The sequence below is a fragment of the Dactylosporangium sp. CA-092794 genome (assembly GCF_050948465.1).
Classification (GTDB): domain Bacteria; phylum Actinomycetota; class Actinomycetes; order Mycobacteriales; family Micromonosporaceae; genus Dactylosporangium.
Map to the genome: position 1 here is coordinate 6589747 of NZ_CP192044.1, position 13237 is coordinate 6602983.

Below are 13237 nucleotides of genomic sequence, written 5' to 3' on the forward strand. Positions count from 1 at the left end.
CTTTCGGTGCTAGCTTATTCGGAGCCGGCTCCGAATAGAGCCTATCCGGAGCCGGCTCCGCTTACAAGGGGAGGCCGGGTGCGTGCCGACGCGCGGGAGAACTACGACCGTCTGGTGTCGGTGGCGGCCGGGGCGTTCGCGCGTGACGGCGGGGACGCGACGCTGAAGGCGATCGCGCGGGAGGCGGGGGTCGGCATCGGCACGCTGTACCGGCATTTCCCGACCCGCGAGTCGCTCGTCGACGCGGTGTACCGGGCCGAGACCCAGCGGCTGTGCGACGCGGCGACCGACCTGCTGGGGGAGCGGGCGCCGCTGGACGCCCTGCGGGAGTGGGCGCTGCGCTTCCTGGACTACATGGCCACGAAGGAGGGGATGGCCGAGGTGCTGCACACGGTACTGTCCGGGGATGAGGGCCTGCGGCTGGAGACCCGGGCCCGGATCACCGAGGCGCTGCGGCTGCTCATCGCGGCGGGCCAGGGGGCCGGGCGGCTGCGCGCCGGGCTCGATGCGGGCGACGTGTCGCTGGCGCTGGGCGGGTTCGCGCTGATCCTGCGGGGCCGTCCCGACGCGCGGGAGGCCGGGGGTCGGCTGTTCGACCTGCTCGCCAGGGGTCTGGCGGCGGGCTAGGCCGGCGGCGCGGTCTGGGAGGGCGCCGCCGGCGTGTCGGGCACCGTCAGTTCGCGGCGCGCCAGTTCTGGCGGGTGATGAGGACCCGGGCCTCGTCGGCGTACTCGGCCTCGACCGTGACCGCGTACTCGCCGGCCTGCAGCGAGCTGCGGGAGGTGAAGTCGCGGCGGCCGCCGGTGAGGGCGTGGGCGATGGCGCCGAAGACGCCGCCCCACAGGGCGCCGACCAGGATCGTGGTGATCAGGATGCCGAGCCAACTGGAATTGCTGAAGAGCGTGAACAGGATGCCGACGAACAGGCCGAACCAGGCGCCGGAGGCGACGCCGGCGAGGGCGGCGCGGCCGACGGTGAGCCGGCCCAGGACGTTCTCGACGAGGCGCAGGTCGGTGCCGATGATGGCGGTCCGTTCGACGGGGAAGCCGTTGTCGGACAGGTAGTCGACGGCCTGCTGGGCGCCGGCGTAGTCGGCGAAGCGGGCGACGGTCACGGTGGAGCGCTCGAGCTCGACGAGCTCGCCGACGGCCGGGCCGGGCTCGGGGGAGGGGGACGGGGCTGGGGGTTCGTCAACCGGAGGCGTGGTCATGCGCGACAGGGTAGAGATGCCGGTGGCGTTTCGCCCGCTTCGGCGCGGGGTTTCGGCAATGTTCGTCTGCTTGTCCGGTACTCCTGGCAAGCGGTGCCTTCGCGGTCGCGGTGCGTGAGGTCGGGGTGGCGGATCAGGGATCGTTCAGGGCGTCACCCGAGGTCGCCGGGGCGGGGCTGGGTGCACCGTTGCTGGTATGAGCGATATCAAGCGTCTTCGCCGGTCGCGGACGGATCGGACGGTCGCCGGGGTGCTGGGCGGGCTCGCCGAGTACCTGGGCGTGGACCCGACGATGGTCCGGGCCGTGTTCCTGCTGGCGATCCTGCTGACCGGGGGTGTGGCGGTGCTGGCGTACCCGGTGTTGTGGCTGGTGATGCCGGAGGCCCCGCCGGCCCCGGTGAGCCCGGCCCCGAACGATCACCTGCCCTTCGGCGCCTGACCCGCACCCGCGCCGGGCCCGTGTCGTGCCGGTGCCCGGGCAGCTCAGCACCGCGCCGGCCCACACCGCGCTGGTGCTCCGGCGCCTGCGTTGGCCCGCGAGCGCGTCTCGCGAGGCCGCGCACGGGCGGGCCGCGCACGGGCGGAGTCTGCCCGGGCTGCGCTCGGCCGCCGGGTCGGGCGGGAGTCGTGGCCGGGCCGCGCGGGTGCGGGCGGGTCAGCGGGGCCAGTGGCGCAGGCGGTGGCGGAGGGCGGCGACGGCGTCGGGGTCGAGGCCGTAGTAGGTGAAGCGGCCGTCGTCGAGGCGGTCGAGGTAGTGGCCGGCGGCGACGATGTCGTCGTTCTCCAGGGCCGGGTCCTGGCGGCGGGCGAGGTCGAGGAGGCGTTCGACGGAGTAGCGGTCGAGGGCGGCGGCCACGTCGATGTAGTCGCGGACCTCGCGGCGGTTGACGAGGGCGGCGACCTTGGTGGCGATGAGGTCGTCGAGGTGCATGACGGGGCCGACGTCCATCATGACGGGGCTTTCGCGGCGGTCGAGGCGGGAGAGGGTGAGCCGGACGGTGCGGGTGCCGTCGCCGACGGTGAACTCGCGCTGGTCGAAGCCGGCGAAGAGCTCGAGGAGGTCGTCGGCCTGTTCCTCGTGGACCGTGTAGCCGGCGTCGCGGAGGGCGGTGCAGACGGCGTCGGCGGCGGCTCCGGCGGCGCCGTCGGTGTCGGTGAACAGGTCGACGTCTTCGGTGGGGCGTTCGACGAGGCCGTTGATGAGCCAGGCGAAGCCGCCGCCGAGGACGAAGCCGTGCCGCTCGGCGACGGTGAGGGCGACGCGGGCGACGTCGGTGTAGAAGGGGATCACCGGTTGCGCAGGGTGGCGAACCGGGCTTCCCAGGCGCGGCGGACGCCGTGCGGCAGGTTGAGCTCGGGCCAGACCTGGACGAGGAGGCGCTTGTTGAGGAAGCGGCGCAGTTCGTCGTGGCGGATGGCCTCGCGGAGCACGTTTTCGTACATCCACAGCAGGAGGTCGTGGTTGTCGAGGTCGAAGCGGCGTTGCGGGTTCCACATGAGCCGCTGGGGGAGCTCGACGATGCCGTGGACGGGGCCGCGCAGCTCGTTGAGGGTGCGGGCGACGAGCGCGGGCCGGTGTGGCCGGGCCAGGTAGGCGACGGTTCCGCGGGCCGGCTGGTCCTGCATGTGGCGAAGTGTACCCGGGCTGGGCGCGGCGTGGTCACGCCACGTCGTCGTGTGGTCTCGCGGTGCGCCCGGGTCGTGCCGAGGCGAGCGCTATGTCTCCGTGATCATGTTGTGCCGGCCGGGTGTACCGGTGGTTTTTCGTGATCGCGGAGCGTTACTGTACGCCTGGGTACCGTATGTCTCCGTGATCATGAAGAACCGGGGTGCCGGTGTGGTCGCGTGCATGATCGCGGAGACATAGCGCTCACCGGATCGGACATATGCCCCGTCAGGCGAAAAATCCGATAAGTCGTGGCGCGGAGCGCCCGACTTATCGGTTGCCCTTGGCGCCGCGGACGTGGCAGGGCCAGGGCCAGGGCCAGCGGATGCTGGGCCCCGGCCCGGTGTCTGGCGGGAGCGACGGTCTGCAGGTGACGCGGCCCGAGTCATCGAAAGTTAACGGTTGTCCTGGCGGGGGATGACCACCTCGCGGACGAGCAGCTGCACGGCGGCGACCACGGGGATGGCGACCAGGGCGCCGACCACGCCGAGGAGGGCGACGCCGATGAGGACGGACAGGATCGCGGCCAGGTCGGAGACCTTCACGGCGCGGCGCATCACGTTGGGGTAGATGGCGTAGTTCTCCACCTGCTGGTAGATGACGAAGAACACGACGCAGGCGATGCCGGCCTGCAGTGACGTGGCGAAGCCGACGATGCTCACCACGACCGCGCCGAGGGTGGCGCCGATCTGCGGGATGAGGTCGGTGATGGCGACCAGGACGGCGAGGGCGTAGGGGTAGGCGACGCCGACGATGAGCAGGAACACGAACGACGACAGGCCGGCGACGACGGCGATGGCGAGGGCGCCGCCGAGGTAGGCGCCGACCTTGGTGAGGATCTCGTCGCCGAGGAGCCGGACGCGTTCGCGGCGGGAGGCGGGCACGAGCCGGTAGCCGCCCTCCTTGAGCCGGTCGAAGGCGGCCATGAAGTACAGCGTCAGGATGATGACGGTGAGCAGGTTGAACAGGGCGCTGAAGGCGACCTGCACGCCGCCCCAGACGCCGCCGAGGGCCTTGGTGACGTTGCCGGGGGTGGCGACGTTCTTGAGCTGGTCGAGCAGCTGGTACTGCTCGTTGAGGTGGTTGAGCTGGTTGTTGCGGCGCAGGTTGTCGATGTAGGTGGGCAGGTTGTCGACGAGGGCGTTGCTCTGCTGGACCAGGGGCGGGATGAGGGCGACGATGCCGCCGCACAGCACGAGCATGGCGCCGAGGCCGACTGCGGCGACCGCGAGGCCGTGGGGCAGGCCCCACTTGCGGAGCCGGACGACGGCCGGGTTGAGGCCGATGGCGAGGAACATGGCGATGAAGATGAGGATGAGGATCGACTTGACGTTCTGCACGGCGAGGTAGGCGCTGTAGGCGAGCAGCAGGCCGAGGCCGGCGGTGAAGCCGATGATGAGCGGTGAGCGGCGCATCGGCGGGCCGGGGCGGCCGAAGCGGGGCTCCTCGACGATGACGACGTCGACCTCCACCTCCGGCGCCGGTGCCGGTGCGGCCGGCGGCGGCGGGGTCTGGACCTCATCCTCCACTGTGAACTCCCTGGGAAGTCGAACGTTCTTGGGGCAGGGTACCGGTTGCTGCCCGGGAGGGGCGGCTAGCGTTAGGACCCATGGCAGACCTCGTGTACCCACCGGTGATCGCGTTCGCGCGGACCATGATGCTGGCCCTGGGAATGCGGATCACGATCGAGGGCGAGCAGCACGTGCCGGTTGACGGGGGCGCGGTGATCGCCTGCAACCACGTGTCGTACCTCGATTTCATCTTCTGCGGCCTCGGCGCGCGCCGTTCCCGGCGGCTGGTGCGGTTCATGGCGAAGGAGTCGATCTTCCGGCATCGCATCGGCGGGCCGCTGATGCGTGGCATGCACCACATCCCGGTCGACCGTGACGCCGGCATGGCCTCCTACAAGGCGGCGCTGGAGGCGTTGAAGGCGGGGGAGGTGGTCGGGGTGTTCCCGGAGGCGACGATCAGCCCGTCGTTCACGATCGCGGAGTTCAAGAGCGGCGCCGGGCGGCTGGCCGCGGCCACCGGCGTGCCGCTGATCCCGATGGTGGTGTGGGGCACGCAGCGGTTCTGGACCAAGGGCCGGCCCCGGGATCTCACCCAGCGGGGGGTGGCGGTGACGATCTCCATCGGGGAGCCGATGCGGCCGCAGCGCCGCGACGGCCAGGACGCGGTCAACGCCGAGCTGCGCGGCCGGATGACCAGCCTGCTCGACCGGGCCCAGCGGGAGTATCCGCAGGCGCCGGCGGGCCCCGACGACGCCTGGTGGCTGCCGGCCCACCTGGGCGGTACCGCACCCGAGCCGGCCGTCCCCGTAACGGAGGTCCAGTGACCAAGGCCGAACCCACCGATCTGCTCGTCCTGCTGCGCGAGCTCGAGCCGGTCGTCGAGGCGAACCTCAACCGGCATCTGGCCGCGGCGAAGGAGTGGTTCCCGCACGAGTATGTGCCGTGGAGCGAGGCCAGCGACTTCGACGGGCCCCTGGGCGGGCAGCCGTGGGAGCCGGGCCAGTCGCGGCTGTCCGAGGTGGCCCGGGTGTCGCTGGTGGTGAACCTGCTGACCGAGGACAACCTGCCCAGCTACCACCATGAGATCGCCAGCGTGTTCGGCCGGGACGGGGCGTGGGGGACGTGGGTGCACCGGTGGACGGCCGAGGAGGGCCGGCACGGCATCGCGATCCGCGACTATCTGCTGGCGTCGCGGGCGGTCGATCCGGTGGCGCTGGAGCGGGCGCGGATGGCGCACATGGAGGGCGGGTTCCGTAACGCCTACGAGGGGCTCATCGAGTCGGTGGCGTATGTGGCGTTCCAGGAGCTGGCGACGCGGGTGTCGCACCGCAACACCGGGACGGCGTCCGGTGACCCGGTGTGTGAGCAGCTGCTGGCCCGGGTCGCCGCGGACGAGAACCTGCACATGATCTTCTACCGGGATCTGCTGGGGGCGGCGTTCGACCTCGTGCCGAACACGGCGATGCGGGCGGTGACCCGGGTCGCGTCGACGTTCCAGATGCCCGGGCACACGATCGAGAATTTCGGCCGCAAGTCGGTGCAGATCGCCAAGGCCGGCATCTACGACCTGCGGCTGCACCACGACGACGTGCTCGTGCCGGTGCTGCGGCAGGTGCGGGCGTTCGACCGGCCGCTGTCCGGGGACGGGGACGCGGCCCGGGAGGAGCTGGCCGCGTTCATGGCCGACCTTGATGCGCAGGCGTCACGGTTCGTGGAGCGGCGGTCCGCGCAGCGTGAACGGGTGGCGTCGGGTCGCTCGTAGCCTTCCGTGAGCGTTGCAGTAGGCTGCGACGACCGTTCCGTGCCCGTCACTGCCCGTCTGACCGTTTTCGACGTGTCCGTCGGGGGCTGCTGGGCTGCGGAATTTCACTCCCCGTATCGGAAGGCAGCATCGCCATGGCCAGACGCGTGATACATGAGCTGATCGACGACCTCGACGGCGGCCTCGCCGACGAGAGCCTCAGCTTCGGCCTCGACGGCGTGCAGTACACCATCGACCTGTCCGTGAAGAACGCCGCCGAGCTGCGTGAGGCTCTCGCGCCGTTCGTCGCGGCCGCCACGAAGCTCGGGCGGACGCCGGCGCAGGCGCCGCCCGGCCGCGGCGGCCGGGTCCGTCCGGTCCTGTCCGCCCGCGCCGAGCGGGAACAGAACCGGGCGATCCGTGAGTGGGCGCAGAGCAAGGGGCTCGAGGTCTCCGACCGCGGCCGGATCCGGGCCGACATCGTCGAACGGTTCCACGCCGAAGCGGGAAGCTGAAACGGGGGCGCCCTGCTGCGGGCGCCCCCGCACGTTCCGCCGCCGTGCAGGTCGGGTGCGGAACCGTTGCCTGGCTCAGCTCACCTGCGCCGCACCCGATCAGGGCGGCACGCGACGCGTGAACTGATCGGGAGGTCCTATGGCGAGCTGGCCTGGCTGGCTGCGGACCGCCGCGCCGACGCGCGGCTACGCGGCGCTGTGCGGCGCCGCCGGCCTCGTCGTCGCCGCCCTGTTCGCGGAGTTCGCCACCGGCGCGGGCGGGCCGACCGTGTCGCAGAACATCTCCAACGTGGCCCTGTGCGCCGCCGCCGCGGCGGCCGCCTGGGCGTGCCTGGCCAAAGCGCTGCGGGAACGCGGCCGGCGGGAGCGGTGGGCGTGGGTGCTCACCGGCGCCGGCGCCCTGTCCTGGGCGGTCGGGCAGGGATTCTGCATCTGGTACGAGACCGTCCTCGGCCAGGAGGTGCCGTTCCCGTCCCTCGCCGACGCCGGCTACTTCTGGATGATGCCGTTCACCGCCGCCGGGCTGCTGCTGCTCCCCGGCACCCGGCAGAGCATCGCCCACCAGGCCCGCAGCATCCTCGACGGGCTCATGATCGCCGTGTCGCTGCTGCTGATCACCTGGGTGCTCATCCTCGGGCCGCTGGTGCGGCAGGGCTCCGACAGCGCCCTCGGCCTGCTGGTCAACCTGTGGTACCCGGCCGGCGACGTCGTCGTGCTCACCATCGTGCTGTTCATGCTCGCCCGGCTGCGCCGCGGCGGCCGCCGCCCCATGTCGCTGCCGCTCGTCGGTGCCGGCCTGGCCGCGTTCACCGTCTCCGACTCCGGCTACGCCTACCTCACCCTGATCGACGGCTACGGCTCCGGCAACGTCCTGGACCTCGGCTGGTTCGCCGGGTTCGCGCTGATCCTGCTCGCCGCCCGCCGCCCCGAGCCGCCCCAGGCCGGGCACGACGAGCATGCCCTCACCCAGCCCCTCGGCGTCATGCTGCCGTACCTCGCCGTCCTCGGCGCCCTCGCCACCAGCACCTTCCAGGTCATCAGCCACGGCCCCCGCGACCCCGTCATCTCCTGGATGCGCTCCGCGATCATCCTGCTCATCGTCGGCCGGCAGCTGCTCACCCTGCTGGAGAACCGGTCCCTCACCCGCGACCTCGAGGCCCGGGTCGAGGCCCGCACCGCCGAACTGCGGGCCAGCGAGCAACGCTTCCAGGCCCTCGTGCAGCACAGCTCCGACGTCGTCACCGTCATCTCCGCCGACGGCGACGTCACCTACCAGAGCGAGTCGATCCAGCGGGTCTTCGGCTTCGACCCGGCCCGGATCATGGGCGCCCGGCTCACCCGCGTCCTGCCCGCCGACGCCGCCCAGGTGCTGCGCGCCGCGATCGCCGCGATCGCCGCCACCGCCTACGCCACCCGCGTCGTCGAGGTCGCCATGCCCCACGCCGACGGCCACGTCCGGCTCACCGAGGTCACCCTCACCAACCTCCTCGGCGACGCCAACGTCGAAGGGATCGTCCTCAACTCCCGCGACATCAGCGAACGCAAGGAACTCGAGGACCAGCTCGTCCACGAGGCGTTCCACGACGGGCTCACCAAGCTCGCCAACCGCGCCCTGTTCAAGGACCGCCTCGAGGTCGCCCTGCGCCGCCGCGCCGGCGTCGCCATCCTGTTCCTCGACCTCGACGGGTTCAAGGAGGTCAACGACAGCCTCGGCCACGCCGCCGGCGACCACCTGCTCATGCAGGTCGCCGCGCGCCTCCGCGCCGCCGCCGGGGACGGCGACACGGTCGCCCGCTTCGGCGGCGACGAGTTCGCCGTCCTCCTCGACGCCGTCGCCGCCGCGGCCGACGCCGACGACCTCGCCCGGCGCATCATCGCCGCCCTCGACGAACCCTTCGACGTGGAGAACCAGGAGATCCACGTCCAGGGCAGCATCGGCATCGCCCTCACCGGCCCCGACGCCCGCGACGCCGACCAGCTCATGCGCAACGCCGACCTCGCCATGTACCGGGCGAAGTCCGCCGGGTCCGGGCAGTTCGCCCGCTACGACCCGCAGATGCACACCGGCCTCGTCGAACGCCTCCAGCTCGCCGCCGACCTCCGCCGCGCCCTGGACACCCAGGACGGCCTGGAGATGCACTACCAGCCGACCATCGAACTGCGCACCGGCAACCTGGTCGGGTTCGAGGCCCTCGTCCGCTGGCGCCACCCCGTCCGCGGCATGATCGGCCCCGCCGACTTCATCCCCCTCGCCGAATCCACCGGCCTCGTCCGCCCCCTCGGCGAATGGGTCCTCGCCGAAGCCTGCCGGCAGGCCGTCGCCTGGGGCATGGACGACCCCGACCAGGCCATGACCATGGCCGTCAACGTCTCCGGCCGCCAGTTCGACCAGACCGACCTGCCCGCCATCGTCGCCGCCGTCCTGGCCGAGACCGGCCTGCCCGCCGACCGGCTCTGCCTGGAGATGACCGAGAGCGTCCTGATGACCGACACCGAGGAGAACCTCGCCGTCCTGCTCAGCCTCAAGGACATCGGCGTCAAGCTCGCCATCGACGACTTCGGCACCGGCTACTCGTCCCTGGCCTACCTGCGCCGATTCCCCGTCGACACCCTCAAGATCGACCGGTCGTTCGTCGAACGGCTCAGCGGCACCACCCCCGACGCCGCCCTCGCCCGCACCATCGTCCAGCTTGGCCAGAGCCTCGGCATGGCCACCGTCGCCGAGGGCATCGAACAGTACGCCCAGTTCCTCGCCCTGCGCCGGATGGGCTGTGACTACGCCCAGGGCTACTACTTCTCCCGCCCCCTGCCCGCCGCCGACGCCGGCCGCCTGCTCCGCGACCCCGCCGCCCTCGCCGCCTGACCCGCCCGATTGCGGTTTACCGGCAATTCAACAATCGCCAAATAGGGCAGATGGCTCGGGTCCGCGTCACCCACTGACCGTTCCTCCCGCGAGACACCGGGCCGGGCCTGCCCTGAACGGGCGGCCCGGCCCTGCCAGGCCCGCGGTGCCACGACCAAAACCCCCCGACCGCAACCGGCGGGCATCGCCCCCGCTCCCCGCACCCCCGACGCTGGTCCTCGGCCACCCCCCTGTGAGAAACGGAGCCCGCTCGATGACGGCAGCCCTCGCCGACCAGGCCCGCCTCGACCTGCCCGGACACTGGCCGGCCGCGCTCGCCCCGCGGATCCTCGCGACCATCGACGCCCCGACCCCGCTCCTCGCCGTCGACCTGACCACCGTCACCGACCGCTACACCGCGTTCACCGCCGCCCTGCCCGGCGTGTCGACGTTCTTCGCCATGAAATGCAACGCCGACGAGGACGTGATCGGCACCCTCGCCGCCCTCGGCTCGAGCTTCGAGGTCGCCTCCGTCGGCGAACTGCGCATCCTGCAGGACCTCGGCATCGACCCCGCCGAGGTCCTCTACAGCAACCCGATCAAGCCCCCCGCCGCGATCGCCGAGGCCCGCCGCGCCGGCCTGTGGCGCTTCAGCTTCGACTCCGAAGGCGAACTGCACAAACTCGCCCAGCACGCCCCCGGCGCCGCCGTGTACATCCGGCTGCGCGTCGACGACTCGACCAGCCTGTTCCCGCTGTCCCGGAAATTCGGCGCCGAGGCCCACGAAGCGCGCGCCCTCATGCACCTGGCGCACGAACTCGGCCTGCACCCCTACGGCATCACCTTCCACGTCGGCTCCCAGTGCGCCACCACCAGCGCCTGGCGCCAGGCCATCGCCGCCGCCGGCCGCCTCATGACCGCCCTGCAGTCCGACGGCATCCACCTGGAGATGCTCGACATCGGCGGCGGCTTCCCCGCCAGATACGTCGAACGAGTCCCCTCCCTGGACCAGATCGCCGCCGCGATCACCCCCGCCCTGGCCGAACTCCTCCCGTACCGCCCCGCCCTGCTCGCCGCCGAACCCGGCCGCCACCTGGTAGCGGAGAGCGCCGTCCTGATCACCTCAGTCCTGGGCCGCGAGGTCCGGGCCGGCGAGAACTGGCTGTACGTCGACGTCGGCGCCTACAACGGCATGATGGAGACCCAGCAGACGGTCCAGCAGTGGCGCTTCCCGCTGTGGACGTCGCGCCCCGACCACGCCCTGGTCCCGCACCTGCCGTTCACCGTGACCGGCCCGTCCTGCGACAGCTCGGACACCATGTTCTACGGCGTCAACCTCCCCTCAACCATCGACGTCGGCGACCACCTGTACATCGGCTCCGCCGGCGCCTACACCCTCAGCTACGCCTCCCACTTCAACGGCTTCGCCCCACCCGAACCAGTAATCCTCGGCGCCCCACCCCGAATCGCCGCCAGCATTACTAGCAATCCCCCAATCCCCGTCAACACTCCGTCACGCGATCAAACGGCGCGTGACGGGATTGCGGGCGCGCCGCCCTCGCACAATCCGGCATCCCGCAATTCGGCGCCCCGCGAGCCGGCCTTGCGCGAGCCGGCTCCGCGCGAGTCGGCTCCGCTGGCGGCGTCCCGCGAGCCGGCGTCCCGTGAGTCGGCTCCGCGCGAGCTGGCCTCCCGCGAGTCGGCTCCGCTCAGGCCAGGGTCCCGCGAGCCGGTGTCCCGTGAGTCCGCTCCGCGCGGGCTGGCCGCCCGTGAGTCGGCTCCGCTCAGGCCAGGGTCCCGCGAGCCGGTGTCCCGCGAGCCGGCGCCGCGGGGGTCGGTCTCCCGCGAGCCGGCGCCGCACATTGCACCCGACCGCGCGCAGGCCCGCACCTGATGCCCGCGGCCGAGGTGGCCGCGCCGCGCCGCGCCCGCCACACCGCGGCCCGCCAACCCGCCGCGCCGGCGGCGCCCCGCGCTTCGCGTGAACCCGCGCCCGGGGTTACGCCGGCCGGGGCCCGCGGCCTGCCAGGACCAGCCGCGCTGCACCGGCCCGGCGTTGTGGCTCCGGCCGGGTATTCGATCGGGCCCGGTCTACCGGCCCTGCCCGATGAGCCTGGTCTTCCGGCCGTGTCCCACGAGCCTGGTCTTCCCGCCGGGTCCGACGAGCCTGGTCTACCGGCCGTGCCGGACGAGTGGAACCGGCCCGGTCCGTCAGGCGCGCCGAGGCCCGGCCGGGCCCGGCACCGCGCCGCGCTGAACGCCGGGCGCCGGCGCGCCGGGCGGCTGCGGGAGCTGCTCTGCTGCGGCGTCGTCGACTCGTTCGGGCTGTCGCTGGGCTGGACCCTGTTCAACCTCGTCGCCACCGCCCGCGGCGGACTCGCGCTGGCCGCCCTGTTCAACGCCGCGATGCTGCTCGGCGTGGTCCTCTCCGCGCCGGTCACCGGATGGCTCGCCCGGCACCTGCACGGCCGCACCCTGCTCACCCGCGCGGGCGTGACCGAAGCGGCACTCCGCGTAGCGACCCTGGGCGCGTTACTGGCCGGCGTCGACACGCGCCTGGTCGCGGCCGGCGTCGTGGCCATGCACGTGGCCGCCTACGCGGGGTTCGCCGCCATGCGCGCCGAGGTCGCCGCGGTCGACGCCCGGCCGCGGGCAATGACCCGCTACGCCCTGTCGATCGCGGCGGTCGAGGCGGCCGGCGCCGGCGTGGCGGCCCTGCTGCCGATGCACCGGGCGGCGCTGGCCGTCGTCTTCGCCGTGTACGGCCTGAGCCTCGTCCCCACCCTCCTCACCGCCCGTCGCGCCCGCGTCTACTCCACGCCACGGAACACACCCCGCGCCTTCCCGGTCGACCGCCGCCATCCGAACACACCCGGTGTCGGTCTCGGTGCACACGGTCGCCCAATGACCGAATGTTCGGCAAACCCGTCGATGGCGGCTTCGAGTAACGGCACCTCTGCGGAAGGCAATTGGTCGATGAGTGACGGCACCGCAATGCTCGGCGGTGGTCGGGTGACGCGGGTTGACCGGCGGCGTGCGGAGGCGGCGGCGGGGCAGTCCGCGGCCGGGGAGATCCGGGCGGGGAGCGACGCGGCCGGGGAGGTCCGGGCGGGCGAGGCCCGGGCGGGGAGGGGCGCGGCGAAGGAGACGGCGGCGAGGGAGGCTGCGGGCGTGCGGCTGCCGATTTCGGTGCTCGTGGCCGGTGGCGGCATCATGTTGCTCTCCGCGGGGCCGACGTTGCTGTCCGTGGCGCTGGCGACCGAACTACACGGGCGGCACGCCGTGGCCGGGGCCGCGGCCGCGTTCAGTGCCGGGTGCCTGCTGTCGTCGTGGGCGGTCGACCGGGTGGGGCGGCTTCGGCTACCCACCGCGGTCGCCTGGCCACTGTGGGGCGTCGGCATGCTCGTCGGGTGGCTGGTCGCGCCGACGCACGTGGCCGGGCTGTTCCTGGCGCAGTTCCTGTCGGGGCTGAGCATGACCGCATTCGAGGGTGGGATGGATGCGCGGCTGGCCCGGCAGGTCCGGGCCGGGAGCGTCACCACCGTGCTGGCCTGGAGCGCGTCCACCCGGGCGCTGGGGGGAGCGATCGCGGTCCGGACGCTACCGGCGCTCGTCACGGCCCCCGCGATCGGCGCGGTGGCCGGCGTCGCCGCCGGCCTACTGAGCGCGGCGTCACTGGTCGCACTGGTGCGATCACGGCGCGGTGGCGTCCCGGCTGGGTCGAGCGGTGAGGTTGCCTGACGGTAGCGCCG

At 72.7% G+C, this 13237-nt stretch carries 12 protein-coding genes; 8 read left to right on the forward strand and 4 right to left on the reverse strand.

Features of this window, described 5'->3' with window-relative positions; translation table 11 throughout:
- Positions 1-78 precede the first annotated feature (78 nt).
- Positions 79-627: a TetR/AcrR family transcriptional regulator gene (locus ACQPXD_RS27900; protein ID WP_432824271.1), complete on the forward strand. Its 549-nt coding sequence runs from the start codon at positions 79-81 to the stop codon at positions 625-627.
- A 46-nt stretch (positions 628-673) separates the two neighbouring features.
- On the opposite strand, the gene ACQPXD_RS27905 is transcribed toward ACQPXD_RS27900, so the two are convergent.
- A complete protein-coding gene (locus ACQPXD_RS27905; RefSeq protein WP_432824272.1) occupies positions 674-1210 on the reverse strand; it encodes a general stress protein in 537 nt (178 codons plus the stop codon).
- A gap of 196 nt (positions 1211-1406) precedes the next feature.
- Here ACQPXD_RS27905 and ACQPXD_RS27910 point away from each other — a divergent pair, with 196 nt between their 5' ends.
- The gene (locus ACQPXD_RS27910) at positions 1407-1649 is read left to right on the forward strand and encodes a PspC domain-containing protein (protein WP_432824273.1); all 243 of its coding nucleotides are present in this window, start codon (positions 1407-1409) and stop codon (positions 1647-1649) included.
- A gap of 216 nt (positions 1650-1865) precedes the next feature.
- On the opposite strand, the gene ACQPXD_RS27915 is transcribed toward ACQPXD_RS27910, so the two are convergent.
- The 3 genes from ACQPXD_RS27915 to ACQPXD_RS27925 all read right to left on the reverse strand — a co-directional run bounded on the left by ACQPXD_RS27915 (position 1866) and on the right by ACQPXD_RS27925 (position 4405).
- Complete coding sequence (locus tag ACQPXD_RS27915) at positions 1866-2501, reverse strand: nucleotidyl transferase AbiEii/AbiGii toxin family protein (RefSeq protein WP_432824274.1); 636 nt, start codon at positions 2499-2501, stop codon at positions 1866-1868.
- Positions 2498-2836, reverse strand: a complete 339-nt coding sequence (locus tag ACQPXD_RS27920; protein WP_432824275.1) for a hypothetical protein — start codon at positions 2834-2836, stop codon at positions 2498-2500. Before ACQPXD_RS27920 ends, ACQPXD_RS27915 begins: the two co-directional genes overlap by 4 nt.
- A gap of 435 nt (positions 2837-3271) precedes the next feature.
- Positions 3272-4405, reverse strand: a complete 1134-nt coding sequence (locus ACQPXD_RS27925) for an AI-2E family transporter (RefSeq protein WP_432824276.1) — start codon at positions 4403-4405, stop codon at positions 3272-3274.
- Positions 4406-4485: 80 nt separating this feature from the next.
- Between ACQPXD_RS27925 and ACQPXD_RS27930 the strand changes: the two genes are divergently transcribed.
- The 6 genes from ACQPXD_RS27930 to ACQPXD_RS27955 all read left to right on the forward strand — a co-directional run bounded on the left by ACQPXD_RS27930 (position 4486) and on the right by ACQPXD_RS27955 (position 13226).
- Positions 4486-5211 (forward strand): lysophospholipid acyltransferase family protein, encoded by a 726-nt coding sequence (locus ACQPXD_RS27930; RefSeq protein ID WP_432824277.1) that lies wholly within the window; start codon positions 4486-4488, stop codon positions 5209-5211.
- Entirely contained in the window at positions 5208-6149 is a 942-nt protein-coding gene (locus tag ACQPXD_RS27935; RefSeq protein WP_432824278.1) for an acyl-ACP desaturase, read from the forward strand. The genes ACQPXD_RS27930 and ACQPXD_RS27935 overlap by 4 nt, the downstream gene beginning before the upstream one ends.
- A gap of 134 nt (positions 6150-6283) precedes the next feature.
- Positions 6284-6643 (forward strand): histone-like nucleoid-structuring protein Lsr2, encoded by a 360-nt coding sequence (locus ACQPXD_RS27940; protein ID WP_432824279.1) that lies wholly within the window; start codon positions 6284-6286, stop codon positions 6641-6643.
- A gap of 139 nt (positions 6644-6782) precedes the next feature.
- The gene (locus ACQPXD_RS27945; RefSeq protein ID WP_432824280.1) at positions 6783-9506 is read left to right on the forward strand and encodes a putative bifunctional diguanylate cyclase/phosphodiesterase; all 2724 of its coding nucleotides are present in this window, start codon (positions 6783-6785) and stop codon (positions 9504-9506) included.
- A 253-nt stretch (positions 9507-9759) separates the two neighbouring features.
- Complete coding sequence (locus tag ACQPXD_RS27950; RefSeq protein ID WP_432824281.1) at positions 9760-11379, forward strand: type III PLP-dependent enzyme; 1620 nt, start codon at positions 9760-9762, stop codon at positions 11377-11379.
- 287 nt (positions 11380-11666) lie between these two features.
- On the forward strand, positions 11667-13226 hold the full coding sequence (locus ACQPXD_RS27955) for a hypothetical protein (RefSeq protein WP_432824282.1): 1560 nt from the start codon (positions 11667-11669) through the stop codon (positions 13224-13226).
- Positions 13227-13237: the final 11 nt, after the last annotated feature.